Genomic DNA, 26,049 nt, shown 5'->3' on the forward strand with positions numbered 1-26,049 from the left:
TTTTTTGATTCTTCGAGGACATCAACATCGCTACTGAGAAATCTCACCGCATCAACCGCGAGATCAGCGCACCGGAAATCCGGCTGACCGGGGTTGAGGGGGAAGCGCTCGGCATCGTCAAGCTGTTCGACGCACTGCGTATGGCAGAAGAGAAAGACGTCGACCTGGTCGAGATCGCGCCGACTGCGCAGCCGCCCGTCTGCCGCCTGATGGACTATGGCAAGTTCAAGTATTCGGAGCAGAAGAAGGCTCACGAAGCCAAGCTGAAGCAGAAGGTCATCCAGGTGAAGGAAGTCAAGTTCCGCCCTGGCACCGACGACAACGACTACGGCGTCAAGCTGCGCAACGCGACGCGCTTCCTGGAGGATGGCGACAGGGTAAAGGTTACCTTGCGTTTCCGCGGCCGCGAAATGGCTCACCAGGAAATCGGCATGCGCGTGCTGGAGCGTATCAAGAGTGACCTGGAGGAATTCGGCCAGGTTGAGCAGATGCCGAAGATGGAAGGTCGCCAGGCAGTGATGATGTTGGCACCCAAGAAGAAAAAGTAATGCAGTGGCGGTCGGGCGATTCCGGCCGCGCTGAGCAGGTTCCAGACGGAAACGTCGGAAAACGCGGCAGGTGTCAAAGCCTACCGCGATACAACAAGTGAGCCCGGGTCTTGCAAGTGTCGGTGCCAGCCGTCCACCTGGCTTCATGTCAAAAACGGAGTTGTTCCATGCCGAAGATGAAGACGAAGAAAAGCGCCTCCAAGCGCTTTACTGCCCGTCCTGGTGGCACGATCAAACGTGGCCAAGCCTTCAAGCGTCACATCCTGACCAAGAAGACCACCAAGAACAAGCGTCACCTGCGCGGTACCGAGGGCGTCCATGAGACGAACCTGAAGTCCGTTCGCGCAATGATGCCGTACGCCTAACCCTAAGTAACTACGAAAGGAGCATTTCATGCCTCGAGTAAAACGTGGGGTCACAGCGCGGGCCCGTCATAAGAAGGTTATCAACGCTGCCAAGGGTTACCGCGGCCGCCGCAATAACGTTTATCGCATCGCCAAGCAGGCGGTCATGCGTGCTGGCCAGTACGCCTACCGCGATCGTCGCAACAAGAAGCGCGTGTTCCGCGCGCTCTGGATTGCACGTATCAACGCTGGTGCACGCGAGCACGGCCTGACCTACAGCAAGTTCATGAACGGCCTGAAGAAGGCGTCCATCGAGCTGGACCGCAAGGTGCTGTCGGACATGGCCATTCACGACAAGGTGGCATTTGCCGCCATCGTGAACCAGGTGAAAGCCAACGTCGCCTGAATTGGATTGGCCGGGCAGGCCGCTGGAATTGCGCAGTAGTCCAGTCGTTTTGCGGGCCGATCACCCTGACGGGGCTCTCACCGAGCCCCGTTTTTTATTCCGAATTCCCGAATTTTCACGCTCGCCTTCCCATGTCACTGGATCTGGATCAAGTCGTCGCCGATGCCCAAACCGCGTTTGCCTCTGTGGAGGACAACGCCTCGCTGGAAAACGAGAAAGCGCGCTTTCTCGGCAAGTCCGGCGTATTGACCGATTTGCTCAAGGGCCTCGGCAAGCTCGATCCGGAGACGCGCAAGTCGGAAGGCGCGCGCATCAACCAGGCCAAGAGCCGCGTTGAAGATGCCCTGAACGCCCGCCGCCAGGCGCTGGCCGATGCGCTGATGAACGCGCGCCTGGCTGCCGAGGCCATCGATGTGACGCTGCCCGGCCGCGATGTGGCCGAAGGCAGCCTGCACCCGGTGATGAACACCTGGGAGCGCGTGGCCAAGATCTTCGGTTCGATCGGTTTTGACGTGGCCGATGGCCCCGAGATCGAATCCGACTGGATGAACTTCACGGCGCTGAACAACCCGGACAACCATCCGGCACGCTCGATGCAGGACACGTTCTACATTGACGGCCGCGACAGCGAAGACAAGCTCCTGCTGCTGCGCACGCACACCAGCCCGATGCAGGTGCGCTACGCCCGCATGCACGTCGAAAAGTACAAGCACCTCGACCGCATCCCGCCGATCAAGGTCATTGCCCCGGGCCGCACATACCGCGTCGACAGCGACGCCACGCACTCGCCGATGTTCCATCAGGTCGAAGGCCTCTGGATTGCCGACAACATCAGCTTTGCTGACCTGAAGGGCGTCTATACCGATTTCCTGCGCAACTTCTTTGAGCGGGACGACATCCAGGTGCGCTTCCGCCCGTCGTATTTCCCGTTCACCGAGCCGTCGGCCGAGATCGACATGGCGTTCGGCAACGGCAAATGGCTGGAGATTTCCGGCTCCGGCCAGGTGCATCCGACTGTGGTGCGCAACATGGGCCTGGACCCTGAGCGCTACATCGGCTTTGCGTTCGGCTCCGGCCTTGAGCGCTTGACGATGCTGCGCTATGGCATCAACGATCTGCGCCTGTTCTTCGAGGGTGACGTGCGTTTCCTGCGCCAGTTCGCGTAATACGCGCTCGCTCGCAGTTTCGTCACCTTGTCGCTCCGTTAATCGAATTCTTCTTTCTGTCGCGCCATGCAATTTCCGGAATCCTGGCTTCGCAGTTTCGTCAATCCGCCGATCACCACTGATGAGCTCTCCCATCGCCTGACGATGGCCGGCCTCGAGGTGGAAGATGTCGACCCCGTTGCGCCGCCGTTCTCGCAGATCGTCGTCGGCCATGTGGTCGAGGTGAACAAGCATCCGGACGCCGATCGCCTGAACGTCTGCAAGGTCGATGCGGGCACAGGCGAGTTGCTGCAGATCGTCTGCGGTGCGCCGAATGTGTCGGTGGGCATCAAGGTGCCGTGCGCATTGGTGGGCGCCGAGCTGCCGCCGGGCGAAGACGGCAAGCCGTTCAAGATCAAGATCGGCAAACTGCGCGGCGTGGAGAGCTACGGCATGTTGTGCTCGGCACGCGAGCTGAAGCTGTCGGAAGACCATGGCGGCCTGCTGATCCTGCCGGAAGACACGCCGGTAGGCGAAGACATCCGCAAGGTGCTGGATCTGGATGATCAGATCTTCGTGATCAAGCTCACGCCCAACAAGGCGGATTGCCTGTCGATCCACGGCGTGGCACGTGAAGTGTCCGCGCTGACCGGTGCACCGATCACGACGCCGTCGATGGCACCCGTGGCCGTCACGCTGGCTGACAAGCTGCCGGTCAAGGTGGACGCGCCGGACCTGTGCGGCCGCTTCTCGGGCCGCATCATCCGTGGTGTGAACGCACATGCGAAGACGCCGATGTGGATGGTCTCGCGTATCGAGCGTGCGGGCATGCGCAGCGTGTCAGCGCTGGTGGATATCTCCAACTACGTGATGCTGGAGCTGGGACGGCCGTCGCACGTGTTCGATCTGGACAAGATTCACGGCGGCCTGACGGTGCGTTGGGGCAAGGCAGGTGAACAACTGAAGCTGCTCAACGGCGACACGATCACCGTCGATGAAAATGTCGGCGTGATCTCGGATGAACAAGCCATCGAGAGCCTGGCCGGCATCATGGGCGGCGACAAGACCGCCGTCACGCTGGATACGCAGAACATCTACGTCGAAGCCGCATTCTGGTGGCCCGCCGCCATTCAGGGTCGCGCGCGCCGCTACAACTTTTCGACCGACGCCGGCCACCGCTTCGAGCGCGGCGTTGACTACGCAACCACCATTGAACACATTGAACGCATCAGCGCGCTGATCCTCGAAATCTGCGGTGGTCAGGCTGGTCCGATCGACGATCAGATCGTTAATCTGCCCAAGCGCCAGCCCGTGCGTATGCGCGTGGCGCGCGCCACGCGCGTGCTCGGTATTCCGCTGTCGCACGAAGTGGTGGCGGATGTGTTCAAGCGCCTCGGCCTGACGTTCAACGTGGAAGGCGATGTGTTCGTGGTCGAGCCGCCGTCGTACCGATTCGACCTCGAGATCGAGGAAGACCTGATCGAAGAGGTCGCACGCATCTATGGCTTCGAGCAGATTCCGGCCAAGCCGCCGGTGGCCGAGAGCGCCATGCGCCCGACCAATGAAGCGCGCCGCACGATGCATGACGTGCGCCACGCCGTGGCAGCGCGCGACTACCACGAGGTCGTCAACTTCGCCTTCGTCGAAACCGACTGGGAAGCCGACTTTGCCGGCAACACGCAGCCGATTCCGCTGCTGAACCCGATCGCCAGCCAGTACTCGGTGATGCGCAGCACGCTTATCGGCGGCCTGCTCGACAAGGTGCGCTACAACCTGAATCGCAAGGCTTCACGCGTGCGCCTGTTTGAGGTCGGCCGCGTGTTCCACCGCGACGCGAGCGTTGCGGACGGTGGCCTGTCGGTGGCGGGCTACGCCCAACCGATGATGGCCGGCGGCATCGCCTATGGTCCGTCCAAGGAAGAGCAGTGGGGCGTGCAGACGCGTGCCGTTGATTTCTTCGACGTGAAGGGCGATGTGGAGTCGCTGCTGTGGCCGCTGCAGGCGCGTTTCGAGCGCACTGAGCATCCCGCTCTGCATCCGGGACGCTCCGCACGTGTGGTGCTGAACGGCCGCGCCATCGGCTGGATCGGCGAACTGCATCCGCGTTGGCTGCAGAAGTACGATCTGCCGACCGCGCCGGTGGTGTGGGAGTTGGAGCTCGACGCCATCACGGCAGTGGGCCTGCCGACGTATCGCGAAGTGCCGCGCGTGCCTGCCGTGACGCGCGACATCGCGCTGGTCGTACGCCAGGACTTGGCGGTGCAGGATCTGGTGGATGCGTTCGAAAAGGCGGCTGTCGGTGCGCCGTGGCAGCGTTATCTGCAGGGCGTTGTGCTGTTCGATGAGTTCCGTCCGAAGGCCGCCACGGCCGCGATCGGGGCGCAGGAGAAAAGCCTTGCCTTCAGAATTACGTTGCAAGATACTGACAGCACCCTTCAGGACGACATTGTCGAGGCCGCCACACAGCAACTGATTCGAGCGGCCAGCGATGCATTCGGCGCGCGCCTGCGCGCTTGATGTCCCAGACGTCCGTGCCGCGCTAGAGACAGCTCGAACGAGCCTCCGCATTCGGATCGAATACGCCAAGCGAATCCTATGAACGATCAACACGCGCCCGCGCTGGCGGCATCCTTGGACGACGACTCGCTCGGTTCCTCTTCGGCGCTGGCTGAGGCACGAGATGCGCGCGGCCAGGATGTGCCGACGCTCACCAAGGCCGAACTCGCCGAGATGCTGTTCGAGCAGGTCGGCCTGAACAAGCGTGAATCGAAGGACATGGTCGAGGCATTTTTCGACGTGATTCGTGAGGCCCTCGAACAGGGAGATAGCGTCAAGCTGTCCGGCTTCGGCAACTTCCAGCTGCGTGACAAGCCGCAACGCCCAGGCCGCAACCCGAAGACCGGGGAGATCATCCCGATTACGGCGCGCCGCGTTGTGACCTTCCACGCCAGCCAGAAGCTCAAAGCGCTCGTAGAAGAGCGCGTCGAGCCGCTGCCTGCCGGCACTGCTGCCTAAACCCGGTTATCCGTTTCTTTCGCCAGCCCTCCATGGCCGCCGATAAACACACGGAGCGGGTCAACCTGCCACCGATTCCTGCCAAGCGTTACTTCACCATCGGTGAGGTGAGCGATCTGTGCGCCGTCAAGCCGCATGTGCTGCGCTACTGGGAGCAGGAATTTACGCAGCTCAAGCCGGTCAAGCGGCGCGGCAACCGCCGGTATTACCAGCACCATGAGGTGCTGTTGATCCGGCGCATTCGCGAGTTGTTGTACGAGCAGGGCTTTACGATCAACGGGGCGCGCAATCGGCTTGATGAATTGCGGCATGGTGCTGTGCCCGCACAGGCTGTCGCGCCGGAGGTGGATGCGCCCGCGGCTGCGTCTTTGATGGCTGGCGGTGAAGTCGACGTGCCGAGCCTGCGGCGCGCCTTGCAATCAGTGCTTGAGATTCTGCGCAGCGACAAATCGTAAATCGTCATTGCGCGCAGATGCGAATGAAAAAGCCCGCGTAACGTCATCCGTTACGCGGGCTTTTGTTTTGGTCGGGGCGAGAGGATTTGAACCTCCGACCACCTGCACCCCATGCAGGTACGCTACCAGGCTGCGCTACGCCCCGAAAGCACAAAAGTATAACAGAGGCCCACTGTCGATGGCTAGTGGGTCGGCTCAGGTGCCCGGGCAACGATAGACGTTGCCTGACAGCGTCACGTTGGTCTGTGCGAGGTTGTCTTTCGTACCGGTCTGGCCGGCGCGGCTGGTCAGCATGTAGACCACATTGCCACCCATTGCGGCGGCCTTGTTCTTGAGGTCGTTGCGCGCACCGGTTTCGAGGTCGGCATTGGAGGTGATGCCGCCGAGCAGGAAATCACCCTGGCTACCTGTTATGTCGCCGAGGAACTTGCATTGCGGGCCGGGCTCGCTGTGCGTCAGGCGTACAGCGGTGGCATCGGTGTTGTTGAGGGCAATGGGAGCGCATGCGGCAAGCAGCAGGATTGCAGCAAGCGATGCTGGCAGAGCGGTTGATGGCGTCATGGCGTGTTATCAAGAGGTCAGGGTGCGTGCGGCAGGGTGGATGCTGCTGCGCATGGTAGCGACGCTGCCCTGGTGTACCAACGCGAAGACTTACAAATTGATGTGCCGGCGCGCTGCCGTCCGTAAGGCGCGGCTAGATGGCTCCGGCCGCCCGTCGATACCGCGCCGGCGTCATTCCAAGCTGCTGCTTGAACGCTTTGCCGAATGCGGCCTCGGATTGATAGCCGACGCGCGCGCTGATCTCGCCCACGCTGTGTCGCGTGTGGATCAACTGATCGCAAGCGAGCGTCATGCGCACGCGCGTGAGGAAATCCCACACCGTCATATCGGCACGCGCTTTGAAATGCCGCGCATAGGTTGCGCGCGACATGGCGGCAAGATCTGCCAGGGCGTCGATGGTCCAGGCGCGTTCGGGCGCCGCGAGCATGGCTTGCATGGACGGGCCAAGGCGAGTGTCTGACAGCAGTGTCAGCGTGCCCGGGCCGGCATTCTCGCGCTGGCCGTAGACGCGCAGTGCGAGCGTCAGCAGCGCTTGACTCAGCGACGTGACGATCGCCAGTGCGCCGGGGGCACGCGTTTCGGCCTCGCTGCGCATCATGCCGATGACGGCTTGCAGCGCTGGGAATGAGGCGCTTTCACTCAGGGACACGTGAAGCGGGTCAGGCAACGTGCGCACCAGCAGCGTGGTCGAGCCGGGTTCGTGCACGAAGCGGCCGCAGAGCAGGTCGACCTCTGCGGCGCCGCGTCCGGTCTGGCGTAGCGGCAGCATGCCGTCATGCGATGCGCGCGGCTTGCGGGCTGCGGCATCAGCGTGGCTTGCCGGGTCGTGGATGGTGTGTGCGTGACCACGCGGGAAGAGGATGAAATCGCCTTCGCGCAACGTCAGCGTGACGCCGCCGGTCTCGACCACGCAGGTGCCCGCAAGTACGAGATGGAAAAGCACCTGGCCGTCCGGTTCGGGGGCGTGCGGGATCGAGAAGGGGCCCTGAAACAGGCAGCGCAGATCCAGGCTAGCCTGCGGGCGGGTCAACTGGATGAATTGGCTGAGTGCGTCCATTGAGACGAATTCGCTATTAATTGTCGATATTAAGTATTCAGCGGATCGACTCTGAAGGCAATACTGTTTCCAACGGCGCAGGCATCGGGCCAGCGTCAAATAACCGGGAGCACATCATGCTGGACTGGGTCGAGTATCGGAAGGAACTGCTGGGGCGTATTGGCGAGATTGGTCAACTCACGCCGGATACCGTCAAGGGCTATCAGACGCTGTCGGCAGCCGGTGCCAAGACTGGCCGCTTGGGCGCCAAGACGCGCGAGCTGATTGCGCTGGCTGTGGCCGTGACCGCGCGCTGCGACGGCTGTATCACCGTGCACAGCGCCGAAGCGCTCAAGCACGGCGCTACGCACGAAGAGATTGCCGACGCGCTGGGTGTGGCGATTGCGCTCAATGCCGGAGCGGCGCTGGTGTACTCGGCGCGCGTGATGGATGCGGTAGAGGCGCATGAGGGCGCGACCGCCAAGGCTTGAGCCCCGCCGCTATTGCGCTATTGCACGATCCGCAGGCGGCAGGTGGCTTGGCGTGTCTCGCCCGGGGCAAGCAGATGCAGGCCTTCACCGTGGTGGATCGCGTTGGGCAGACCCATCCAGGGCTCGACGCAGTAGAAGTCGGACGTGGTGTTTTCCGTCCAGGTGGTGATGGCGTGCCAGGGCACCGGTGCGCCATCCACCTCGATGTGGATGCGGCGGCCAAACGGCGCTCCGGCGTGCGGCGGGATGACGAGCGTGGCTGCGCCTTCGCCATCGAGCAGGTGATAGCGGTCCTGCAGCGCCAGATCGTTGAGCTGGTAGGTACCTTTTCCGGGCTCGGGCACATCAAGGCTGCCGTCGGGCAACTGGCGTGATAACCGCGACGGCGGCATAGACAACTCGGTCGTACCGCGCAACGTATGCGGCAGCGCCAGGTAGAAATGATGGCCCGCGTAGAACGGCATCGGTGCATGGGCATCGCCTTCGTCAAGATGCTTGATGGAGAAGGTGGCCTCCAGCGCGTCGGTGAGCAGCCGATACGTCATGCGGAATTCAAACGCAAACGGATAACCGGCGCGCGTCTGCGCCGTATCTCGCAGCAGCATGACGATATGGGTGTCGCCGGCGTCCTCCACCTCGAAGGGCAGATCGCGCGCGAAGCCGTGTTGCGGCAGGGCATGGAGCTGCCCGCGTGCGTCGCGCCAGCGGCCGATCTCGCCATCGACGAAATGCCGGCCAATGAAGGGGAAGAGCAACGGATTGCCGCCGCGCACCTTCGCGGGGTTCGACCAGTCGGCGGGCTCCGGCCAGAAGAGGATGTCTTCGCCCTGATGGCGCCAGCGTACGAGCCGCCCGCCGGCGTGCGGGGCAAGCAGCAGCATGGAGCCGTCGGCGGGCGCGTCTCCGATATGGATGAGCGTCTGGTCCTGAAAGCCAGTGGTGGGCAGGTCATGCATAGCGGCAGTGTGACTTGTTGGGATGGGAATCGCGTACTAGATTGTCAATGCGTTTTGCCCGGAGGGAAACCATGTCCGCCAGTCGCGTCGGCCGTACACGCATCCTGATGCGTCCCGCCCATACCGTTCCACCGCCCGACGAACCGTCGCCTCCAGGGATTCCTCCTGACCTGCCGTCACCCGATGAGCCCCCGCCGCCGGTCGAGCCGCCAGAGGCGCCGCGGATGTGATCCGTTGTTACTAATCGTCACAGCTTTGTGTGAAGCGGTTCGTAAGATAGCCGGGTCTGCGCGACCTGCGCATTTCTACAACGGCAATACGAGCCAAATCATGTCGATTCTTCCGCGTGTGACCCTGTGCGCTGTGCTGGTGGCCTCCATGGCCGGTTGCGTGGTGGCCCCGGCACCGCAAACTCGCACGGTGGTTGTGCACGAGCCCGCCCCGGCACCGGTGGACCCGCGCGCCCGCTTCGATCGGGTGCAGGGCCGCCTCGCCGAGGAATTCCATCGTGTCGACGTGCGCCAATCGCAGGGCTATATCGATCCGTACCGTGCCGACGGCCTGCGTGATCGACTGCGCCGCATCCGCCAGGAAACCAACGACATGGCCAGCCAGCACAACGGCGGCTTGTCGGGCGACGAACAGCATACGCTGAACGACGAACTCGGCGCCGTGTCTCGCGACATCAACCGATAAGCGGCTTTCCTCATCCTTCGCGTTCGCCGATGCTGCATCGCAGTATCGGCGAAATGCATTGTTGCGCATCGTTGCGTGCGCACCGGGCGGAAGCTGATACGCTTGCGTTCCTCCTGAACGCTTGCCAGCCCCGATCTGACGGGGCTTTTTGCGGCCTTCTGCCGTGCGAAAGATCATCCACTGCGACTGCGACTGCTTCTACGCCGCCATCGAGATGCGCGACGATCCGCGCCTGGTCGGCAAGCCGCTGGCCGTGGGCGGGCGCCCTGAGCGGCGCGGTGTGGTCGCGACCTGCAATTACGAAGCGCGCAAGTTCGGCATCCATTCGGCGATGCCCATGTCGCAGGCCGTCAAGCGCTGTCCGGACTTGCTGATCGTGCCGCCAGCCATGGACAAATACCGGCAGGTTGCGCGCCAGATCTTCGCCGTCTACCACAGCTACACGCCGTTGGTGGAGCCGCTTTCGCTGGACGAGGCCTACCTCGACGTGAGCGACAGCCCGATGCACGCCGGCAGCGGCACGCGCATCGCCGAGGACATCCGCCGCCGCGTGCGCGAGGAGGTCGGCATCACCGTGTCGGCCGGCGTGGCTCCCAACAAGTTCATCGCCAAGATCGCCAGTGACTGGAACAAGCCCGATGGGCTGTTCGTGGTGCGGCCGGAGCAGGTGGATGCTTTTGTGGCGGCATTGCCCGTCGAGCGTCTATTTGGCGTCGGCAAGGTGACCGCCGCCAAGCTGCGTCGTCTGGGCGCCGAAACGTGCGGGGACTTGCGCAGTTGGGGCACCGACCGTCTGCAGCAGCATTTCGGCGTATTCGGTTTTCGCCTGCACGACCTTTGCCGCGGCATTGATCACCGGCAGGTGCAACCGTCGCAGATCCGCAAGTCTGTCAGCGTGGAAGAGACGTACGCCACTGACCTGCGCACGCTGGACGACTGCCAGCGTGAGCTGACCGTGCTCGTCGATCAGCTCGCCGCGCGTGTCGAACGCGCCCGCGCCGGCGAGATGATCCACAAGACTTACGTCAAGCTGCGTTTTGCGGATTTTCGTGGCACGACCGTCGAGTGCATCCATCCGAAGGTGTCGTTGCCGGTGTTTTCGAGATTGCTGGCACAGGGCTTCGAGCGGCGGCAGATTCCTGTGCGGCTGCTGGGCGTGGGTGTGCGGCTATATGAGTCCGATGCCCACGCGCGCCAACAGACCTTGTTTACAGAAGACGCCGACGCCATCGAGTAACCGCCGATGGTTGTGAGGTGCTGCGATTTACGACGGTCGGGTACGAATTGTCCTATTTTCCTGTCTGCACCACGGCGATAGAAGGGCGGATGTCGCCACCGGGTAGAATGCCCGCTTTTTGCAAAAATCCGCCGCCGCGCGCCACACGTGCGCGACAGTGCATCCGTACCCACGGAGGCACGTAGACAGGAGACGCAGTCAATGAGTTTGTTCCGTACCAAGAACGTGGATCACATGATCCGAACGGGCCACAGCAATACCGGCCTGAAGAAAGTCCTCGGTCCCCTGGACCTGACCTTCCTGGGCGTCGGCGCCATCATCGGCACCGGCATCTTCGTGCTCACGGGCACGGGAGCGCTGACCGCTGGGCCGGCGCTCACGTTGTCGTTTATCGTTGCCGCGCTGGCCTGCGGGTTTGCCGCGCTGTGCTACGCCGAATTCGCCTCGACCATCCCTGTGTCGGGCTCGATCTACACCTACGCTTACGCCACGATGGGCGAGTTGGTCGCCTGGATCATCGGCTGGGATCTGATGCTGGAATATGGTTTGGCGACCTCCGCCGTGTCGGTCGGTTGGTCCGGCTACTTCCAATCGCTGCTGTCGGGCTTCGGCCTTCACCTGCCGCAGGCGCTGACGGCTGCGCCGGGCGCCATCCCGGGCGTGCAGACGCTGTTCAACCTGCCGGCACTGGTCATCATGCTGGCCGTCACTGCAGTGCTGTCGTTTGGCGTGCGCGAATCGGCGCGTGCCAACAACGTCATGGTCGTGATCAAGGTGACGGTGGTGCTGCTGTTTATCGCCGTCGGTGCGCGCCATGTGCAGCCGGCCAATTGGCAGCCCTTCATGCCGTTCGGCATGGAAGGCGTGTTCGGTGCGGCGGCCATCGTGTTCTTTGCCTTCATCGGTTTCGACGCGGTGACTTCCGCGGCCGAGGAGGTGCGCAACCCCAAGCGTGACCTGCCGATCGGCATCATTGGCTCGTTGGCGGTCTGCACGATCCTCTACGTGGTGGTGGCTGCCATCATGACCGGCATCGTGCCGTTCCCGAAATTCGCGGGCGTCGATCATCCGGTGTCGCTGGCGCTGCAGATGGCCGGTGAGGGCTGGGTGGCCGGCTTTGTGGATCTGGGCGCCATCATTGGCATGACCACCGTGATCCTGGTGATGGCCTATGGCCAGACCCGCATCATTTTTGCGATGTCGCGCGATGGCCTGCTGCCCAAGCGCCTGTCCCACATTCACCCGCGCTACGCGACGCCGTTCCTCAACACGTGGGCGGTCGGCATCGTGTTTGCGTTGATCGCCGCGTTCGTACCGCTGAACGTGCTGGCGGAGCTGATCAACATCGGCACGCTGGCTGCCTTCTCGCTCATCGCGGTTGCCGTGCTGGTCCTGCGTCGTACGCGCCCGGACTTGCATCGCGGCTTCCGCTGCCCAGGTGTGCCGGTGGTGCCGCTTCTGGCCATCGGCATGTGCCTGTTCCTGATGAGCCATCTGCAAAAGGTCACCTGGATCGCCTTCGTGGTCTGGGTGGTGATTGGCTTGGCGGTGTACTTTGGCTACGCACGCCGCCGTTCGCTGCTGCATACGCCAGGGCACGCCGCCGCGCCGGTGTCTGAAACGGTGCGCTGATCGCTGAAGCGATTAGCGACATAGCGGCGCGGACACTGCTTGCAGGATGTCCGCGTCGCGTGGCCGCTCGATGAAGGCGGCCAGATTCAAATCGGTCGGGTGCGCATTGGCGGGAAGGGGAATGTCGCCGTGCCATTGCGTGCTTGCACCAGTCAGCCGGATCGGGCCGATCCATTCCCGTACGACATGGTCGTGGCGTAGCTCCACGCCGCCGTTCTCGCCGCCGCTCGGGTGGCTCACCAGATTGTTTTGCGTCAGCGCGATCCAGGCGACGGCAGGGCTCGTGCCGGCCGCGGCTCCCGGCCGCAGCGTAAAGCGTGCATGCGCCTGCAACGTTGCGCGGGGCGTGTTCACCGTGGTTGCGTCGAGTGCAATATCCGCCATGGCAGGCAGCGCGTTGCGTGCCTCGACGGCGCGCGCGAAATCGGAGCGATCTGCCCAGTGGCGCAACTCACCACCGGAGATGAACACTTCCGGCGTATAGATCGTCGAGGCGTGCGTAGCATCGCCAAGCACGTGCTGCCGCTCGGTAAACGCGGCGCGGCCGAAGGAGTCTTTCCACCCCAGGCTATCCCAGTAGTCGACATGCAGCGCGAGCGGAACCCAACGCTGCGGGTCGGCCGGCGCGCGGCTCAGCCAGCGGTCGGCTGGTGGGCAACTATTACAACCTTCGGATGTATAGAGTTCAACCAGCGCAACCGTGTGCGGTGGGCTCTGGACGTGCAGCGCGCCGCAATCGGCGGAGCGTGCCGCAAATGAAATGCCTGTCAGGGCCAGTGCCGCGCTGACATGAAGGTGTCGCAAACGGTGGGGTTGTATTGGCATCGCGTTCTCCTGAAAGCACATCCGGCATGGGCCTTGCGTGTGGCCCTCGCTTTGCTTAGTCGCGCGACACACGCGAGCCTGACAAAAAAGCATAACCCTGACGTCGTGCGCGTGAGGCCTGATGCAGCCTGGGATGGCGAGCTGGAGCCCTCTCTCGGATTCTCGGCGCGAGCGATGGCGTTCGCACGCGCAACGCCAGCTATGGTTAAAATAAAACGTGCAGTCAGACGTGGAGTCTGACGGAATCATGCCGGCCCCCCCGCATGGTTTCCACGCCAACAGCGTGTGCGTTGTTGTCCATTGCAATCGGAGGGCTGTGAAATGGAAATCAAGTTCGAATCGAAAGAGGAGTACGCCGTCAACAACGAGGGTCTGCTGTTCGACGCACTCGTGGATGGCGCAAAGGTGACCTGCGTGGCAACGCGCGAGGCACTGTGGGAAGGACTGACCGGCGATCAAGTCGTGTCGTTGCAGGCAGCCTTCGAATCTGGGCGAGAACGGATCCAGGACGCCGCTCGCGTGCTGATCGCCGATGGCGTGCAGCGCGCCCACGGATTGGAAGATTTGCCGCAACCGGTGGTGGTCAAGCTCGTGCATATCGCATCCGCTTGATCCTGCTCGATTGCCTTTGTGGGCATCGGCGCGTCCGATGTCCCCGCATGGCGGACACACGTCCGCTGTCTCACTCACGAAAAGCCGGTCCGTGCGACCGGCTTTTTCATTGCACCGTGTCTTCCGACTCGACAGGGCCGTCGCCCAATCAAATGATTAACGTGTTAATAAAAATTGGAGCGATCCGTGATGACGCTCCAACGTGAAGGAGACAGGGATGCGGCGAGGCAGGGTGATATTGCCGGACGGCCGGGAGCAAGACGTGACGGCGGCCGGGCATGCCGATATGGGCGTCGTCCCGCGCTGGCTGCCGCCAGTCGACGGCACTATCGTCGGCACGTTGCTGAACTATCGTGGCGAATTGGAGGCGCTGGGCGATGTGCTGTCAGTGCCGCCGTACCAGGCGCCGTCCAAAGCGCCCATCCTGTACCTCAAGTCGGCCAATACACATATCGGCCACGGCCATGACGTTGTGCTTCCCTCGGACGTGGATGCGGTTTGGGCTGGTGCTTGCCTGGGCGTGGTAATCGGCCGCACAGCCGCTCGCGTGAGCACTGCGCGGGCACACGATTTCATTGCCGGCTACACCATCGTCAACGACCTGACGGTGCCCCACGCCAGCTACTACCGTCCGGCGATCCGCCACAAGTGCCGCGACACCTGCACGCCCATCGGCCCCTGGCTGGTCGACCGCAACGGTATGCCCGACCCGATGAATCTCGTCTTGCGCACCACCGTCAACGGCCGAGTGACGCAAGAGGGCAGCACGCGCGACATGATTTTCGACATCCCTACGCTCATTGCTTGGTTCTCCAGCGTCATGACGCTTTGCGCCGGCGACATGATCCTGACCGGCACGCCCGAGGGTTTGGCCGATACGCAACCCGGCGACGAAGTCGTCACGGAAATCGAAGGCATCGGCCGACTGGTCAGCGCCATCGTCGCCGAACAACCGAGCAAGGAGCCAGCATGAATACGCGCATGCCTGCCGTCAGCATGGACCCTGTCAAACACTGGATCGACGGACGTCAGGTCGATAGCGCCGAGCGGTTCATCACCACCAATCCGGCCACGGGCAAACCCATTGCCGAGGTGGCATTGGGCGGAGAGGCGGAGATCAACGCCGCGGTGGCGGCTGCCAAGGCGGCGTTTCCGGCCTGGGCCAATACGCCGGCCAAGCAGCGTGCCAAGTTGATGCGCCGCCTGGGTGAACTGATCGAGCAGAACGTGCCGCACTTGGCCGCGCTGGAAACGCTTGACGATATGCTCTTTGCTGAAGGCAGCGAGATTTCCGCCGACCGCTTCATCGTGCCGCGAGTGGAGGTGGAGTTGGCCTTCGTGCTCGGCAAGCGGCTGGAAGGGCCGGAGGCGACGTTGTTCGACGTGTACGACGCGGTGGACCACGTGATCCCGGCGCTGGAAATCATCGATGCGCGCTCGCAGTCGATCGACCCGGAAAGCGGGCGCCCGCGCAGGGTGTTCGACACGATTGCCGACAACGCTGCCAACGCGGGCGTGGTGATGGGCGGCCGCCCGATCCGCATGCGCGATGTGGATCTGCGCTGGGTTGGCGCCATCCTTTCGCGCACCGCGGTCATTGAAGAGACGGGGGTGGCGGCGGGGGGGGCTCAACCACCCGGCTAACGGCGTGGCCTGGCTGGCCAACAAGCTGGCGCCGCACGGCGTGGCGCTGGAGCCGGGGCAGGTCATCCTGGGGGGGGCTCATTCACGCGGCCTGTGCCGGCGCGTCGCGGTGATACATTCCACTGCGATTACGGCCCACTTGGCAGCATCGCGTGCTATTTCGTTTAATGCTCAAAGCTCAAAGCTCAAAGCTCAAAGCTCAAAGCTCAAAGGATGGTTTCCTCATGCGGCTCCCGATGAACCACTTCAAGCGCGCGCTGGCCGAGCGGCGGCCGCTGATCGGCCTATGGCTGGCGATGGCGCATCCGTATCCGGCTGAGATCGTCGCCGGGGCGGGTTTCGACTGGCTGTTGATCGATGGCGAGCACGCGCCCAACCAGTTGCAGTCAACGCTCGCACAACTGCAGGCGGTGGCGCCGTATCCATCGCATCCGATCGTGCGCCCGGCGTGGAATGACTCCGTGGAGATCAAGCGTCTGCTCGACATCGGCGCACAGACGTTGCTGATCCCGATGGTGCAGAACGCTGAGGAAGCCCGTGCTGCCGTGGAGGCCATGCGCTATCCGCCCAATGGCATTCGCGGTGTCGGCAGCGCTCTGGCGCGTGCGTCGCGCTGGAACCGCGTGGATGACTACCTCCGCCGTGCCGACGCTGAGATGTGCACGCTGGTCCAGGTGGAAACCGTGGAGGGTTTGACACATCTCGACGCCATGCTGGCGCTGGAAGGCGTGGATGGCGTCTTCATCGGTCCGGGCGATCTGGCCGCCTCCATGGGGCATCTGGGCGAGCCTGGCCATCCGGAGGTGCGCAAGACCATCGACGATACGATCCGCCGCATCGTCGTCTCCGGCAAGGCGGCGGGCATCCTGTCTGCCGATCAGGCACAGGCCCGGCATTACCTGTCGCTCGGGGCGACCTTCGTGGCAGTCGGGACGGATGTGACGCTGCTGGCGCGAAGCGCCGAGCAACTGGCGCAGGCATTCAAGGGCGAAGGTGCCGCCAAGCCCCAGGCGGGCGGCACCGTCTACTGACCGGCGATTACTCGTCGCCGTTGAAGCGCGTCAGGATGTGCGGCGAGTCTGTTTCCATGACCTGGATCGACTCGTCGACGGCGGCGTAGAGCGCATCCAGCCGTGCCCGCCCGAGCTGCGCTTCAATGCGCGCGTATTCGGCGTTCACTTGTGGTTCCACATTGGCGAGGAACTGGCGGCTCTTGGGCGTAAGCGAGATCACCTGCCGCCGCTGGTCCACCGACGAGCGCGTGCGCACGATCATCTCGGATTGCTCCATGGCCGCCAGCATGCGCGTGAGGCTCGGGCTCAGGATCAGGCATGCATCGGCGAGCTGGTTGGGCTCCATGTCGCCGGTGTCGTTGAGCGTGCGCAGCACGCGCCATTGTTGCTCGGTGATGCCGTGCTCCCGCAGGATCGGCCGAAAGCGCGCCATGAAGGTTTCACGCGCGCGCAGCAGCAAGTGCGGCAGATTGCGGTGCTTGAAGGTGGATGCCATGGGTGCCTGCCTTATGCCTTTATGCATCCCGCAGGGCGGCGACCACGGGCGTGTGGTCCGAGGGCTGCTCCCACCCGCGCGGTACGCGGTCGATATGGCATGACTGGCATAGCTTGGCGAGTTCAGGCGAGAGCATGATGTGGTCGATGCGCAGGCCGGCATTGCGCTTGAATGCGAACAGCCGGTAATCCCACCAGGAGAAGAGCTTGTCTTCCTGATCAAACATACGGAAGGCGTCGACGAGCCCGGCGCCTTCCAGCGCACGAAAGGCCGCACGTTCTTCCGGCGATACGAGGTTCTGGCCTTCCCACTTTTTCGGATCGTGCACGTCGCGGTCTTCGGGGGCGATGTTGAAGTCGCCCAGCAACATCAGGCGCGGGTGTTCGGCCATTTCGGTCTTCAGCCACGCTTGCAGCGCTTCAAGCCAGCGCAGCTTGTAGACAAATTTGTCGGAGTCGAGCGCCTGGCCGTTGGGGAAATACGCCGAGATGACCCGCACGGGGCCGCCCACCGCTTCATAGGTGGCGGCAACGATGCGCTGCTGCTCATCGGCAAAGCCCGGGATGTTCTTTACTACGTTCTGGCCTTCCGGCAGCGCAGCCTTGCGCGCGAGGATCGCCACGCCGTTGTAGGTTTTCTGGCCGGTGAAGATCGATGCATAGCCGGCAGCATCCAATTCGGCCAGCGGATAGCGATCGTCAGGCAGCTTGAGTTCCTGCAGGCAGAGCAGGTCGATGGGCGTGGCGTCGGCCTCGCGTTCGGCCAGCCATTGCAGCACTTGGGGCAGGCGGACTTTGAGGGAATTGACGTTCCAGGTGGCGACGCGCATGGGGAATCGGTCCTTGCAAATGGTGACGGCGCATACAACCGGTGCCGTCCAGAGCGTCCGTTATTGTGCCATCACCGGCTTGAGGTAGATTGAGTGTCATGCCGCCACAGGAGCCCGCATGGATTTCGTGATCCGCAACGCCAATCTTCCCGACGGACGCACTGCCATCGATATCGGCATTGAAGCGGGCCGTATTGCCGCCGTGCAGCCGATGCTACCGGCGCGCGGTGCCGAGGAATTGGATGCCGCCGGCGCGTTGGTCTCGCCGCCGTTTGTCGATGCGCATTTCCATATGGACGCGACGTTGTCCTACGGCCTGCCGCACGTGAACCAGACCGGCACGCTGCTGGAGGGCATCACGCTGTGGGGCGAACTCAAGCCGACGCTTACGCAGGACGCGCTGGTTGAGCGTGCGCTGCGCTACTGCGATTGGGCTGTGGCGCGCGGCCTGCTGGCGATCCGCTCGCATGTGGATGTGTGCGATCCGCGCCTGCTGGCCGTCGAGGCGTTGCTGCACGTCAAGCAGCAAGTTGCACCGTATCTGGACTTACAGCTTGTCGCCTTTCCGCAGGATGGCGTGCTGCGCAGCCCGGACGCGTTCGACAACCTCAAGTGCGCCATTGAGATGGGCGTGGATGTGGTCGGTGGCATCCCGCATTTTGAGCGCACCATGGCCGATGGCGCCGAGTCCATCCGGCTGCTGTGCGAATTCGCCGCCGAACGCGGCCTGCGCGTCGACATGCATTGCGACGAGTCCGACGATCCGCTCTCGCGGCATATCGAAACGCTCGCCGCCCAGACGCACCGCCTGGGTTTGCACGGCCGCGTGGCCGGCTCGCATCTCACGTCGATGCACTCGATGGACAACTACTACGTCAGCAAGCTGCTGCCGCTGATGCGCGAGGCGGGCGTGGCGGCGATCGCCAATCCGTTGATCAACATCACGCTGCAGGGCCGGTCCGATACGTATCCGAAGCGGCGCGGCATGACGCGCGTGCCCGAGCTGCTGGCGGTCGGCATCGACGTCGCCTTCGGCCACGATTGCGTGATGGACCCGTGGTACAGCCTGGGCTCCGGCGACATGCTGGAGGTGGCGCACATGGGCCTGCATGTCGCGCAGATGACCGGGCAGGATGCCATGCGCCAGTGCTTTGCCGCCGTGACGGAAACGCCAGCACGCATCCTCGGCCTCGAAGGGTACGGCATCGCGCCCGGGTGCCAAGCGGATCTGGTCGTGCTGGACGCACGCGATCCCATCGAGGCAATCCGTCTGCGCGCGACGCGCACCTTGGTGATGCGGCGGGGTAAGGTGGTGGCGCGCACGCCTGCGCCGCACGCGGTGCTGTCACTGGCAGGCCGCCCGCAGCACGTCGCTTTTCGTCAGTCCTAAAGAAAACGCCGCTTCGGCGCGAGGCACGAAGCGGCGTTGGGTGCGAACTGCTTTATCAGCTTTGCTCAGGCAGGTTCGGCCGTGACCACCATTCCGCCATGGCGCAGCAGCGCGTCGATCGATGGCGCGCGGCCACGGAAGGCCGTGAACGACTCGATCGCCGGACGGCTGCCGCCGACAGCCAGCACTTCGCGGCGATAGCGCTCGCCGGTCTCGGCGTCGAGCACCGAGCCGCTTAGCTTGCCGGCTTCCTCGAATGCCGCATAGGCATCCGCCGACAGCACCTCGGCCCACTTGTAGCTGTAGTAGCCCGCCGCATAGCCACCCGCGAAGATGTGGCTGAACGTGTTCGGCCAGCGCGACAGCTCCGCCTGCGGCACCACGTGGAAGCGGTTGTTGACCTGGCGCGAGAGCTCCAGCACCGACGTCGCGCCCTTCGGATCGAAATCCGTATGCAGATGCATGTCGAACGTCGAGAACACGATCTGGCGCAGCGTCGCCATGCCGTTCTGGAAGTTCTTCGCGGCCAGCATGCGGTCGAACAGCGTACGCGGCAGCGGAGCGCCGGAATCCACATGGCGGGTCATGCGCGAGAGCACTTCCCATTCCCAGCAGAAGTTCTCCATGAACTGCGAGGGCAGCTCAACCGCATCCCATTCCACACCGTTGATGCCCGACACGCCCAGCTCGTCCACCTGCGTGAGCATGTGGTGCAGGCCGTGGCCGAATTCGTGGAAGAGGGTGATGACCTCGTCGTGCGTGAACAGCGCGGGTTTGTCACCGACCGGACCGGAGAAGTTGCAGGTGAGGTAGGCCACCGGGGTTTGTACGTGCTGGTCAGGCGTATTGGCCAACACCTTGCGGCCACGTGCGTCATCCATCCAGGCGCCGCCGCGCTTGCCTTCGCGGGCGTATAGATCGATGTAGAACTGCGCGAGCAGCTCACCCTGGGCAGATTCCACGCGGAAGAAGCGCACGTCCGGGTGCCAGACGGCGGCCTGTTCCGGGCGGATCTTGACCGAGAACAGCGTCTGCACGACGTTGAACAGGCCGTCCAGCACGGCGGGCTCGGGGAAGTACTGCTTCACCTCCTGTTCGGAGAACGCGTAGCGCGCCTCGCGCAGCTTTTCCGAGGCGTAGGCCATGTCCCACGGCTCAAGCTTGTCGATGCCGAGCGTGGTCTTGGCGAAGGCTTGTAATTCCGCCCAGTCTTTCTCGGCAAACGGGCGGGCGCGGTCGGCCAGTTCGCCCAGGAAGCGCAGGACGTCCTCCGGCGAATCGGCCATCTTCGGCACGAGCGACACCTCGCCGAAATTGCGATAGCCGAGCATGTGGGCTTCTTCGGTGCGCAGCGCGAGCTGTTCGGCCATGTTGGCGGTGTTGTCCCATTCGGGCTTGCCGCCGCCGTACTGCGCGCCCAGTTCGGACGCGCGGGTGACGTTCGCCTCGTACAGCGTGCGGCGCAGTGCGCGGTCGTCCGCATACTGCAGCACCGGGAAGTACGATGGGAAATGCAGGGTGAATTTCCAGCCGGCGGCGTTCGGATTGTCGCGCCGGGCGGCTTCGCGGGCAGCCTGCTTGGTGTCGTCGGGCAGGCCGGACAGACGGGCTTCGTCGTCGATCAGCAGCGCATACGCGTTGGTCGCATCCAGTACGTGGTCGCTGAAGGCCTTGGTCAACTGTGCCTGCTGCTCCTGGATGGTGGCAAAGCGCGGCTTTTTGTCTTCCGGCAGTTCAGCGCCGCCGAGGCGGAAGCCGCGCAGTTCGTTGTCGAGCAGCTTCTTGCGGGCTGGCGTGAGAGTGGCGTATTCGGCACTTACGGCGATTGCCTTGTACTTTTCGAACAGTGCCAGATCCTGGCCCAGGCCCGACCAGAATTCGGTCACGCGCGGCAGGTTGGCTGCGTGCGCTTCGCGCAGGGCAGGCGTGTCAGCCACGGCGCTCAGGTGGCCGACGATGCCCCAGGCGCGGCCCAGCGGCTCGGTGGCGTCTTCCAGCGCGGCGACGACGGTATTCCACGTGGAAGGCGTGGCCGCATCCTTGACCTTGGCGACAGCGGCCGCGGCGCGCTCAAGCAGCACGTCGATGGCCGGCGTGATGTGCTCGGGGCGGATATCCGCAAAGCGCGGCAGACCGGAAAGATCGAGCAGCGGATTGTTGGCTTGGAGCGAGTTGTCGGTCATGGCGGGCTCAGGGTTGGGGAAATCAAGGGGACAAAAAAAGCGTCCGATCCATCAGGTTGGGACGCTTTTTCCATTTCCAACAGGATCAGGTGAAGCTTACGCCGCCAGCGCAGATCCTTCAGACATGCGCTTCAGCCACGCGCTCGGCGGCTTCCAGGGTGTTGATCAGCAGCATGGTGATTGTCATCGGGCCGACGCCGCCGGGCACCGGCGTGATATAGCCAGCGACTTCCTTCACGCCGGCAAAGTCGACGTCGCCGCAGAGCTTGCCGGCGTCGTCGCGGTTCATGCCCACGTCGATGACGACGGCGCCCGGCTTAACCATGTCGGCGGTGATGATGTTGCGGCGGCCGACAGCGGCTACGACGATGTCCGCCTCGCGCGTATGGGCTGCCAGGTCGCGCGTCTTGCTGTTGCAGATGGTGATGGTGGCGCCGGCCTGCAGCAGCAGCATGGCCATCGGCTTGCCGACGATGTTCGATGCACCCACCACCACGGCGTTGGCACCGCGCACCGGATAGTTGATCGACTCCAGCATCTTCATGCAGCCATACGGCGTACACGGGCGGAACAGCGGGGCACCGGTCATCAGCGCGCCGGCGTTGGCGATATGGAAACCGTCGACGTCCTTTTCGGGCGCAATGGCTTCGAGCACCTTGTGGCTGTCGATGTGCTTGGGCAGCGGAAGCTGGACCAGGATGCCGTGGATGCGCGGGTCGCGGTTCAGCGCATCGATGCGACCGAGCAGGTCGGCTTCGGTCAGGTCAGCCGGATAGCGGTCGAAGACGGAGAGGAAGCCGTTGTCTTCGCACGCCTTGATCTTGTTGCGCACGTAAACCTGGCTGGCCGGGTCTTCGCCGACGAGGATGACGGCGAGGCCGGGCTGGTGGCCGCGCGCGGTGAGCGCGGCGGCGCGTTGTGCGGCTTCGGCGCGGAGTTGTTTGGCAAGCGCGTTGCCGTCGATGAGTTGGGCGGTCATGGCTGGGCGGAGGAGGGAGAAGGCAAAGCGCGATTATAAATCGCTACCTTCTTCCCAACCGCCCACATGGTGTTTTGCGATGCCGTTCAGCTATTGCGCGACAGGGCCAGGCGCAGAAGGTCGGCCACCGTGTTCACGTTGAGCTTTTCCATGATGTTGGCGCGGTGGGCTTCCACCGTCTTGATGGAAATGCCCAGGTCGTCGGCAATCTGCTTGTTCAGGCGGCCGGCAACGATGCGCTCGAGCACCTGCTGCTCGCGCGTCGTCAGCTTGCCCAGCAGATCCTTGGCGGCTTTCTGCTCGCGGGCGGCGGAATCCTCCGTGCGGGCCTTGCTCAGCATGCGCTCGACCAGTTCGCGCAGTTCGGATTCGTCGAACGGCTTTTCGATGAAGTCGACGGCGCCTTTTTTCATGGTCGATACCGCCATCGGCACGTCGCCGTGGCCGGTGACGAAGACGATTGGCATGCGGCTGTTTTCGGCCAGCAGGCGGTCTTGCAGCTCGGGGCCGCTCATACCCTGCATGCGCACGTCGAGGATCAGGCAGCCGACGCCTTCGGCGCGCTTGTCGTCGACCAGGAATTCTTCAGCGCTGCGATAGGTGCGCACGGTATAACCGTTGCCTTCGAGCAGCCACGTCAATGAGTCACGCATGGCTTCATCGTCGTCGACGACGAACACGGTTTCGTTGCGCGGGGCAACTGCTGTGGGCGTTGCACTCATGGAGGAGTCCTCTCGTTCTGCGTTTTACGTTTTAAAACCGATTGACTGCGGATTGCAGCGGATCACAGTGGATTTAGCGGCAGGACGATTTTAAACGTACAGCCGATCCCGTCGGCATTGTTTTCCACCCAGAGCCTGCCGAGGTGGGATTCTATGATGGAGCGGCAGATGTTCAGGCCCATACCCATCCCGTCGGACTTGGTGCTGAAGAACGGCTCGAACAGGCGCTCCTTGGTGCTGTCGTCCACGCCCGGGCCCTGGTCGATCACCTCGATCAGCACGGAATTCTCCGGGTCGTCGATCCGGCGCGCATGCAGGCGCAGCACGCTCGCGGCGCGCAGGCGCGGGTGGGCGGCCATGGCCTCGGCCGCATTCTTGAGCAGGTTGACGAGCACCTGCTCGATCAGCACGGGGTCCACATACAGATGCGGCACGTCGGCCGGCAGGCGCGTGAGGATGGTGATGCCGCGCCGCGTGGCTTCCAGCTCGGCCAGGCCGACGGCGTCGGCCACGATCTCGCGCAGGTCGGCCTCGCGCCGTTGCGGCTGGCTGCGTTTCACGAACCCGCGGATACGCTGAATGATGGTGCCGGCGCGCACGGCCTGGGCGGAGGTCTTCTCCAGTACCGGAATCAGTTCCTCGGGCGTGCTGCGCCCGCTCTTCAGGCGCCCGACCGCGCCCATGCAGTAGTTGTTGATGGCCGCCAGCGGCTGGTTCAGCTCGTGCGCCAAAGACGATGCCATCTCGCCCATCGTCGTCAGGCGGCTGGTGAACTGCAGGCGCTCTTCATGCTGGCGCGTCATTTCCTCCGCAGCCTTGCGCACGGTAATGTCGGTGGCGATCTGCATCTGTGCGAGGTGGCCGTCGACCCATTGGATATAGCGGCGGCGCACTTCGAACCACTTCTGCATCGACGGCACGTAGATCTCGCGCGCATCCGCCGCGTGCGGCGTCAGCTCGGAGGCGGGCAGGCCGGCGTAGGCATCGACCAGGTCGAGCGCGTCGCTGGACACGTCGTCCGTGTCGACGTCTTGGCCGGAGAGTTGCAGGTGCCCAAAGGCCTCCCAGCCGAAGAGCTGGCGGTAATAGCGGTTGGCGAACAGCAGTTCGGCCTTGTCGGTGGAAAGCACGGACACGGCCGCGTCCAGGCTCTCCAGCACGGTGGTGAAACGGTCGTGCGCGGCAGCCAGGTCTTCACGTGCGCGCTTGGGTTCGGTGATGTCAGTGATGGAGCTCATCCACCCCGTGTGCCGGCCGCGCGCATCGATCAGCGGCGAGACATACATCCGCGCATAAAAGCTCGTGCCGTCGCGGCGCATCATGCGCAGCTCCATGCCGTTGGCCGGGGCCTTGCCGCGCAGGGTCAGCTCGATCTGCTTCTGCATCTCGCCGATCTCGTTGGGCGGCCAATATGGGAAGGGCGGCATGCGGCCGACCAGCTCGGCTTCCGTCCAGCCGATCATGCGGCAGAACGCGGGATTGACGTAGGTGATGCGGCCGTTGAGGTCGAGCGCGCGCATGCCGATCACCATGGAGTTCTCCATGGCGCGGCGGAACGACGTTTCCGCCAGCAACGCGCGCTGCGCCTCGGAGCGGCGGCTGGTGTGGCGCCACACGCTCCACAGGCTCCAGATCACGAAGCACGACAGGCCCGCCACCAGCCACATCAGCATGTTGTTGGGCAGGTTGGTCGGTGCCGGATACGCCTCGGCCCGCAATGACAGCGAATGCCCCGGCGGGTCGAGCAGCACCTCGTACGAGGCGGCCGCCTTGGGGACCGGCCGCAGCGACGTGCTGGCGCGGATCACGTTGTTCTTGTCGACCAGCGAGAAGCGGTAGCGGTCGGTCAGTTCGCCCGGCAGCAGTTGCGTGAGGATGCCGGTGACCGAATACATGGCGCCCACCGTGCCGAGGAATTCGTTGTCGCGCACGATCGGGACTTCCATGAGCATGAAGCTCTCGCCGCGCTCGTTCTGGATCGGGCGGGAATAAACGGCGCGCTGCGTTTCACGCGCGGCATCGTAGGCGGATTGGATCTCGGCTTCGAGCGGGTGCTCGCGCGTTTCGCGCACGCGGGGGACGAACTCGGAGTTGGCCGGGAACGCCCAGCGCGGGCGGCGTGTGGCGTCCAGCCAGTTGATGAAGACCAGCTCGGGGTTCTCGCGCAGGAGCTGGCGGGCGGCATCGCGGTAGGCGCTCGGATCGAGCTGCGCGGCGCCGATATCGCGCGCCAGGGCAGCCACCTGGTCCTGGTTGCTCTGCAGGGACAGCCGCACCTTCTGCTCGGCCCAGGCGGCGTCGCGGTAGAGGGCGTCGCGCTGTTGCTGCACTTCGGTGGCGTGCAACTGGTACAGGATGAAGATCATCGCGCCGGCAAACAGGACGATTGCCACCAGCGGCACAAACATGAACCAGTTGGTCGTCCACAGCCGGCTCAGGCGCGTCATCCACAAGCGGCGCGGCATGTTTGGGCGCGCGCCTTCATCGGGCGGCAACTCGGGTGCGGGCACAGGAACGGGCGCGGCAGGCATTGGCGGCTCGGGCGACCGGGCTGGGTCCTGCTGGGCGTGGGAAGGGGAAAGCATGATGGGCGGACGAACGCCGGAATTCTGCGGAGATTGAGGAGTGGACATCTGTGCAACTGCGCAAAACCAAGTGTAACGGCAATTAACTCATGGGTCGCCTGGGGAAACCGCTTGGTGAGGCGCATTTGGTAGACATGAAAATGCTGCGGTGCAGCGTCAAAAGTGCTTTGTTTTGCATCGCCGCAATATTCCACATTATAAAAAACAATATCGCAATTTGAAAATTCAGCTTGTGCTGCATTTGTGGGT

Annotated in this window: 25 protein-coding genes, 1 tRNA gene and 1 pseudogene; 16 read left to right on the forward strand and 11 right to left on the reverse strand. The window is 63.7% G+C overall.

Annotated elements, in window-relative coordinates; genetic code table 11:
- Positions 1-26 precede the first annotated feature (26 nt).
- The 7 genes from infC to B4F51_RS01640 all read left to right on the forward strand — a co-directional run bounded on the left by infC (position 27) and on the right by B4F51_RS01640 (position 5,913).
- Positions 27-548 carry a translation initiation factor IF-3 gene (infC, locus tag B4F51_RS01610; RefSeq protein ID WP_414706657.1) on the forward strand — a complete coding sequence of 174 codons (522 nt, stop codon included), beginning with the start codon at positions 27-29 and terminating at the stop codon, positions 546-548.
- A gap of 167 nt (positions 549-715) precedes the next feature.
- The gene (gene rpmI / locus B4F51_RS01615) at positions 716-913 is read left to right on the forward strand and encodes a 50S ribosomal protein L35 (RefSeq protein ID WP_004636003.1); all 198 of its coding nucleotides are present in this window, start codon (positions 716-718) and stop codon (positions 911-913) included.
- Positions 914-941: 28 nt separating this feature from the next.
- On the forward strand, positions 942-1,298 hold the full coding sequence (gene rplT, locus B4F51_RS01620) for a 50S ribosomal protein L20 (RefSeq protein ID WP_039597500.1): 357 nt from the start codon (positions 942-944) through the stop codon (positions 1,296-1,298).
- Positions 1,299-1,429: 131 nt separating this feature from the next.
- Positions 1,430-2,464, forward strand: a complete 1,035-nt coding sequence (gene pheS, locus B4F51_RS01625; RefSeq protein WP_296223342.1) for a phenylalanine--tRNA ligase subunit alpha — start codon at positions 1,430-1,432, stop codon at positions 2,462-2,464.
- A 66-nt stretch (positions 2,465-2,530) separates the two neighbouring features.
- Positions 2,531-4,960, forward strand: coding sequence for a phenylalanine--tRNA ligase subunit beta (gene pheT, locus B4F51_RS01630; protein WP_296223343.1), 2,430 nt, complete (start codon positions 2,531-2,533; stop codon positions 4,958-4,960).
- Between the two features lie 78 nt (positions 4,961-5,038).
- The gene (locus tag B4F51_RS01635; protein ID WP_296223344.1) at positions 5,039-5,458 is read left to right on the forward strand and encodes an integration host factor subunit alpha; all 420 of its coding nucleotides are present in this window, start codon (positions 5,039-5,041) and stop codon (positions 5,456-5,458) included.
- Positions 5,459-5,490: 32 nt separating this feature from the next.
- Positions 5,491-5,913: a MerR family transcriptional regulator gene (locus tag B4F51_RS01640; RefSeq protein WP_296223345.1), complete on the forward strand. Its 423-nt coding sequence runs from the start codon at positions 5,491-5,493 to the stop codon at positions 5,911-5,913.
- Between the two features lie 68 nt (positions 5,914-5,981).
- Here the strand turns inward: B4F51_RS01640 and B4F51_RS01645 are convergent.
- The 3 genes from B4F51_RS01645 to B4F51_RS01655 form a co-directional block, all read right to left on the reverse strand.
- Positions 5,982-6,058 (reverse strand) — tRNA-Pro (locus B4F51_RS01645).
- Positions 6,059-6,108: 50 nt separating this feature from the next.
- A complete protein-coding gene (locus B4F51_RS01650; protein ID WP_296223346.1) occupies positions 6,109-6,474 on the reverse strand; it encodes a DUF4156 domain-containing protein in 366 nt (121 codons plus the stop codon).
- 133 nt (positions 6,475-6,607) lie between these two features.
- Positions 6,608-7,531 (reverse strand): AraC family transcriptional regulator, encoded by a 924-nt coding sequence (locus B4F51_RS01655; protein ID WP_296223347.1) that lies wholly within the window; start codon positions 7,529-7,531, stop codon positions 6,608-6,610.
- Positions 7,532-7,647: 116 nt separating this feature from the next.
- On the opposite strand from B4F51_RS01655, the gene B4F51_RS01660 reads away from it, so the two are divergent.
- Positions 7,648-8,001 (forward strand): carboxymuconolactone decarboxylase family protein, encoded by a 354-nt coding sequence (locus tag B4F51_RS01660; RefSeq protein WP_296223348.1) that lies wholly within the window; start codon positions 7,648-7,650, stop codon positions 7,999-8,001.
- 17 nt (positions 8,002-8,018) lie between these two features.
- Here the strand turns inward: B4F51_RS01660 and B4F51_RS01665 are convergent, their stop codons facing one another.
- Positions 8,019-8,957 carry an aldose epimerase gene (locus B4F51_RS01665; protein ID WP_296223349.1) on the reverse strand — a complete coding sequence of 313 codons (939 nt, stop codon included), beginning with the start codon at positions 8,955-8,957 and terminating at the stop codon, positions 8,019-8,021.
- Between the two features lie 330 nt (positions 8,958-9,287).
- On the opposite strand from B4F51_RS01665, the gene B4F51_RS01670 reads away from it, so the two are divergent.
- The 3 genes from B4F51_RS01670 (at position 9,288) to B4F51_RS01680 (ending at position 12,522) form a co-directional block, all read left to right on the forward strand.
- Positions 9,288-9,653: a hypothetical protein gene (locus B4F51_RS01670; RefSeq protein ID WP_296223350.1), complete on the forward strand. Its 366-nt coding sequence runs from the start codon at positions 9,288-9,290 to the stop codon at positions 9,651-9,653.
- A 148-nt stretch (positions 9,654-9,801) separates the two neighbouring features.
- A complete protein-coding gene (dinB, locus tag B4F51_RS01675) occupies positions 9,802-10,890 on the forward strand; it encodes a DNA polymerase IV (RefSeq protein WP_296223351.1) in 1,089 nt (362 codons plus the stop codon).
- A gap of 201 nt (positions 10,891-11,091) precedes the next feature.
- The gene (locus tag B4F51_RS01680; RefSeq protein ID WP_296223352.1) at positions 11,092-12,522 is read left to right on the forward strand and encodes an amino acid permease; all 1,431 of its coding nucleotides are present in this window, start codon (positions 11,092-11,094) and stop codon (positions 12,520-12,522) included.
- 12 nt (positions 12,523-12,534) lie between these two features.
- On the opposite strand, the gene B4F51_RS01685 is transcribed toward B4F51_RS01680, so the two are convergent.
- Complete coding sequence (locus B4F51_RS01685) at positions 12,535-13,347, reverse strand: DUF1223 domain-containing protein (protein ID WP_296223353.1); 813 nt, start codon at positions 13,345-13,347, stop codon at positions 12,535-12,537.
- 321 nt (positions 13,348-13,668) lie between these two features.
- On the opposite strand from B4F51_RS01685, the gene B4F51_RS01690 reads away from it, so the two are divergent.
- From B4F51_RS01690 to hpaI, 4 genes and pseudogenes are all read left to right on the forward strand, one after another.
- Positions 13,669-13,959 (forward strand): DUF1488 domain-containing protein, encoded by a 291-nt coding sequence (locus B4F51_RS01690; RefSeq protein WP_296223354.1) that lies wholly within the window; start codon positions 13,669-13,671, stop codon positions 13,957-13,959.
- A gap of 217 nt (positions 13,960-14,176) precedes the next feature.
- On the forward strand, positions 14,177-14,932 hold the full coding sequence (locus B4F51_RS01695) for a fumarylacetoacetate hydrolase family protein (RefSeq protein ID WP_296223355.1): 756 nt from the start codon (positions 14,177-14,179) through the stop codon (positions 14,930-14,932).
- A 23-nt stretch (positions 14,933-14,955) separates the two neighbouring features.
- A pseudogene (locus tag B4F51_RS01700) lies at positions 14,956-15,771 on the forward strand (aldehyde dehydrogenase family protein).
- Positions 15,772-15,827: 56 nt separating this feature from the next.
- Positions 15,828-16,634, forward strand: a complete 807-nt coding sequence (hpaI, locus tag B4F51_RS01705; RefSeq protein ID WP_296223356.1) for a 4-hydroxy-2-oxoheptanedioate aldolase — start codon at positions 15,828-15,830, stop codon at positions 16,632-16,634.
- Positions 16,635-16,641: 7 nt separating this feature from the next.
- Here hpaI and hpaR read toward each other — a convergent pair whose 3' ends face one another.
- Positions 16,642-17,112 carry a homoprotocatechuate degradation operon regulator HpaR gene (gene hpaR, locus B4F51_RS01710; protein WP_296223357.1) on the reverse strand — a complete coding sequence of 157 codons (471 nt, stop codon included), beginning with the start codon at positions 17,110-17,112 and terminating at the stop codon, positions 16,642-16,644.
- 19 nt (positions 17,113-17,131) lie between these two features.
- Complete coding sequence (gene xth / locus B4F51_RS01715; protein WP_296223358.1) at positions 17,132-17,941, reverse strand: exodeoxyribonuclease III; 810 nt, start codon at positions 17,939-17,941, stop codon at positions 17,132-17,134.
- A gap of 118 nt (positions 17,942-18,059) precedes the next feature.
- Between xth and B4F51_RS01720 the strand changes: the two genes are divergently transcribed.
- Positions 18,060-19,331: an amidohydrolase family protein gene (locus B4F51_RS01720; RefSeq protein ID WP_296223359.1), complete on the forward strand. Its 1,272-nt coding sequence runs from the start codon at positions 18,060-18,062 to the stop codon at positions 19,329-19,331.
- A gap of 65 nt (positions 19,332-19,396) precedes the next feature.
- Here B4F51_RS01720 and B4F51_RS01725 read toward each other — a convergent pair whose 3' ends face one another.
- The 4 genes from B4F51_RS01725 to B4F51_RS01740 all read right to left on the reverse strand — a co-directional run bounded on the left by B4F51_RS01725 (position 19,397) and on the right by B4F51_RS01740 (position 25,848).
- Positions 19,397-21,514 (reverse strand): M3 family metallopeptidase, encoded by a 2,118-nt coding sequence (locus B4F51_RS01725; RefSeq protein ID WP_296223360.1) that lies wholly within the window; start codon positions 21,512-21,514, stop codon positions 19,397-19,399.
- Positions 21,515-21,632: 118 nt separating this feature from the next.
- A complete protein-coding gene (gene folD / locus B4F51_RS01730; RefSeq protein WP_296223361.1) occupies positions 21,633-22,493 on the reverse strand; it encodes a bifunctional methylenetetrahydrofolate dehydrogenase/methenyltetrahydrofolate cyclohydrolase FolD in 861 nt (286 codons plus the stop codon).
- 86 nt (positions 22,494-22,579) lie between these two features.
- A complete protein-coding gene (locus B4F51_RS01735) occupies positions 22,580-23,215 on the reverse strand; it encodes a response regulator transcription factor (RefSeq protein WP_296223362.1) in 636 nt (211 codons plus the stop codon).
- Positions 23,216-23,277: 62 nt separating this feature from the next.
- Entirely contained in the window at positions 23,278-25,848 is a 2,571-nt protein-coding gene (locus B4F51_RS01740; protein ID WP_414706649.1) for a PAS domain S-box protein, read from the reverse strand.
- Between the last annotated feature and the right edge of the window lie 201 nt (positions 25,849-26,049).

Origin of the sequence: Ralstonia sp. UBA689 (assembly GCF_002298975.1) — a bacterium.
Classification (GTDB): domain Bacteria; phylum Pseudomonadota; class Gammaproteobacteria; order Burkholderiales; family Burkholderiaceae; genus Ralstonia.

Bases quoted from the DNA above. Each gene is read 5' to 3' on its own strand.
- B4F51_RS01680 (WP_296223352.1), top strand. From the start codon at position 11,092: ATGAGTTTGTTCCGTACCAAGAACGTGGATCACATGATCCGAACGGGC.
- B4F51_RS01655 (WP_296223347.1), bottom strand. From the start codon at position 7,531: ATGGACGCACTCAGCCAATTCATCCAGTTGACCCGCCCGCAGGCTAGC.
- B4F51_RS01660 (WP_296223348.1), top strand. From the start codon at position 7,648: ATGCTGGACTGGGTCGAGTATCGGAAGGAACTGCTGGGGCGTATTGGC.
- B4F51_RS01690 (WP_296223354.1), top strand. From the start codon at position 13,669: ATGGAAATCAAGTTCGAATCGAAAGAGGAGTACGCCGTCAACAACGAG.
- B4F51_RS01670 (WP_296223350.1), top strand. From the start codon at position 9,288: ATGTCGATTCTTCCGCGTGTGACCCTGTGCGCTGTGCTGGTGGCCTCC.
- B4F51_RS01720 (WP_296223359.1), top strand. From the start codon at position 18,060: ATGGATTTCGTGATCCGCAACGCCAATCTTCCCGACGGACGCACTGCC.
- B4F51_RS01650 (WP_296223346.1), bottom strand. From the start codon at position 6,474: ATGACGCCATCAACCGCTCTGCCAGCATCGCTTGCTGCAATCCTGCTG.
- B4F51_RS01695 (WP_296223355.1), top strand. From the start codon at position 14,177: ATGCGGCGAGGCAGGGTGATATTGCCGGACGGCCGGGAGCAAGACGTG.
- hpaR (WP_296223357.1), bottom strand. From the start codon at position 17,112: ATGGCATCCACCTTCAAGCACCGCAATCTGCCGCACTTGCTGCTGCGC.
- rplT (WP_039597500.1), top strand. From the start codon at position 942: ATGCCTCGAGTAAAACGTGGGGTCACAGCGCGGGCCCGTCATAAGAAG.
- B4F51_RS01635 (WP_296223344.1), top strand. From the start codon at position 5,039: ATGAACGATCAACACGCGCCCGCGCTGGCGGCATCCTTGGACGACGAC.
- rpmI (WP_004636003.1), top strand. From the start codon at position 716: ATGCCGAAGATGAAGACGAAGAAAAGCGCCTCCAAGCGCTTTACTGCC.
- B4F51_RS01665 (WP_296223349.1), bottom strand. From the start codon at position 8,957: ATGCATGACCTGCCCACCACTGGCTTTCAGGACCAGACGCTCATCCAT.
- xth (WP_296223358.1), bottom strand. From the start codon at position 17,941: ATGCGCGTCGCCACCTGGAACGTCAATTCCCTCAAAGTCCGCCTGCCC.
- folD (WP_296223361.1), bottom strand. From the start codon at position 22,493: ATGACCGCCCAACTCATCGACGGCAACGCGCTTGCCAAACAACTCCGC.
- B4F51_RS01725 (WP_296223360.1), bottom strand. From the start codon at position 21,514: ATGACCGACAACTCGCTCCAAGCCAACAATCCGCTGCTCGATCTTTCC.
- pheS (WP_296223342.1), top strand. From the start codon at position 1,430: ATGTCACTGGATCTGGATCAAGTCGTCGCCGATGCCCAAACCGCGTTT.
- B4F51_RS01640 (WP_296223345.1), top strand. From the start codon at position 5,491: ATGGCCGCCGATAAACACACGGAGCGGGTCAACCTGCCACCGATTCCT.
- pheT (WP_296223343.1), top strand. From the start codon at position 2,531: ATGCAATTTCCGGAATCCTGGCTTCGCAGTTTCGTCAATCCGCCGATC.
- B4F51_RS01685 (WP_296223353.1), bottom strand. From the start codon at position 13,347: ATGCCAATACAACCCCACCGTTTGCGACACCTTCATGTCAGCGCGGCA.
- hpaI (WP_296223356.1), top strand. From the start codon at position 15,828: ATGCGGCTCCCGATGAACCACTTCAAGCGCGCGCTGGCCGAGCGGCGG.
- B4F51_RS01740 (WP_414706649.1), bottom strand. From the start codon at position 25,848: ATGTCCACTCCTCAATCTCCGCAGAATTCCGGCGTTCGTCCGCCCATC.
- B4F51_RS01735 (WP_296223362.1), bottom strand. From the start codon at position 23,215: ATGAGTGCAACGCCCACAGCAGTTGCCCCGCGCAACGAAACCGTGTTC.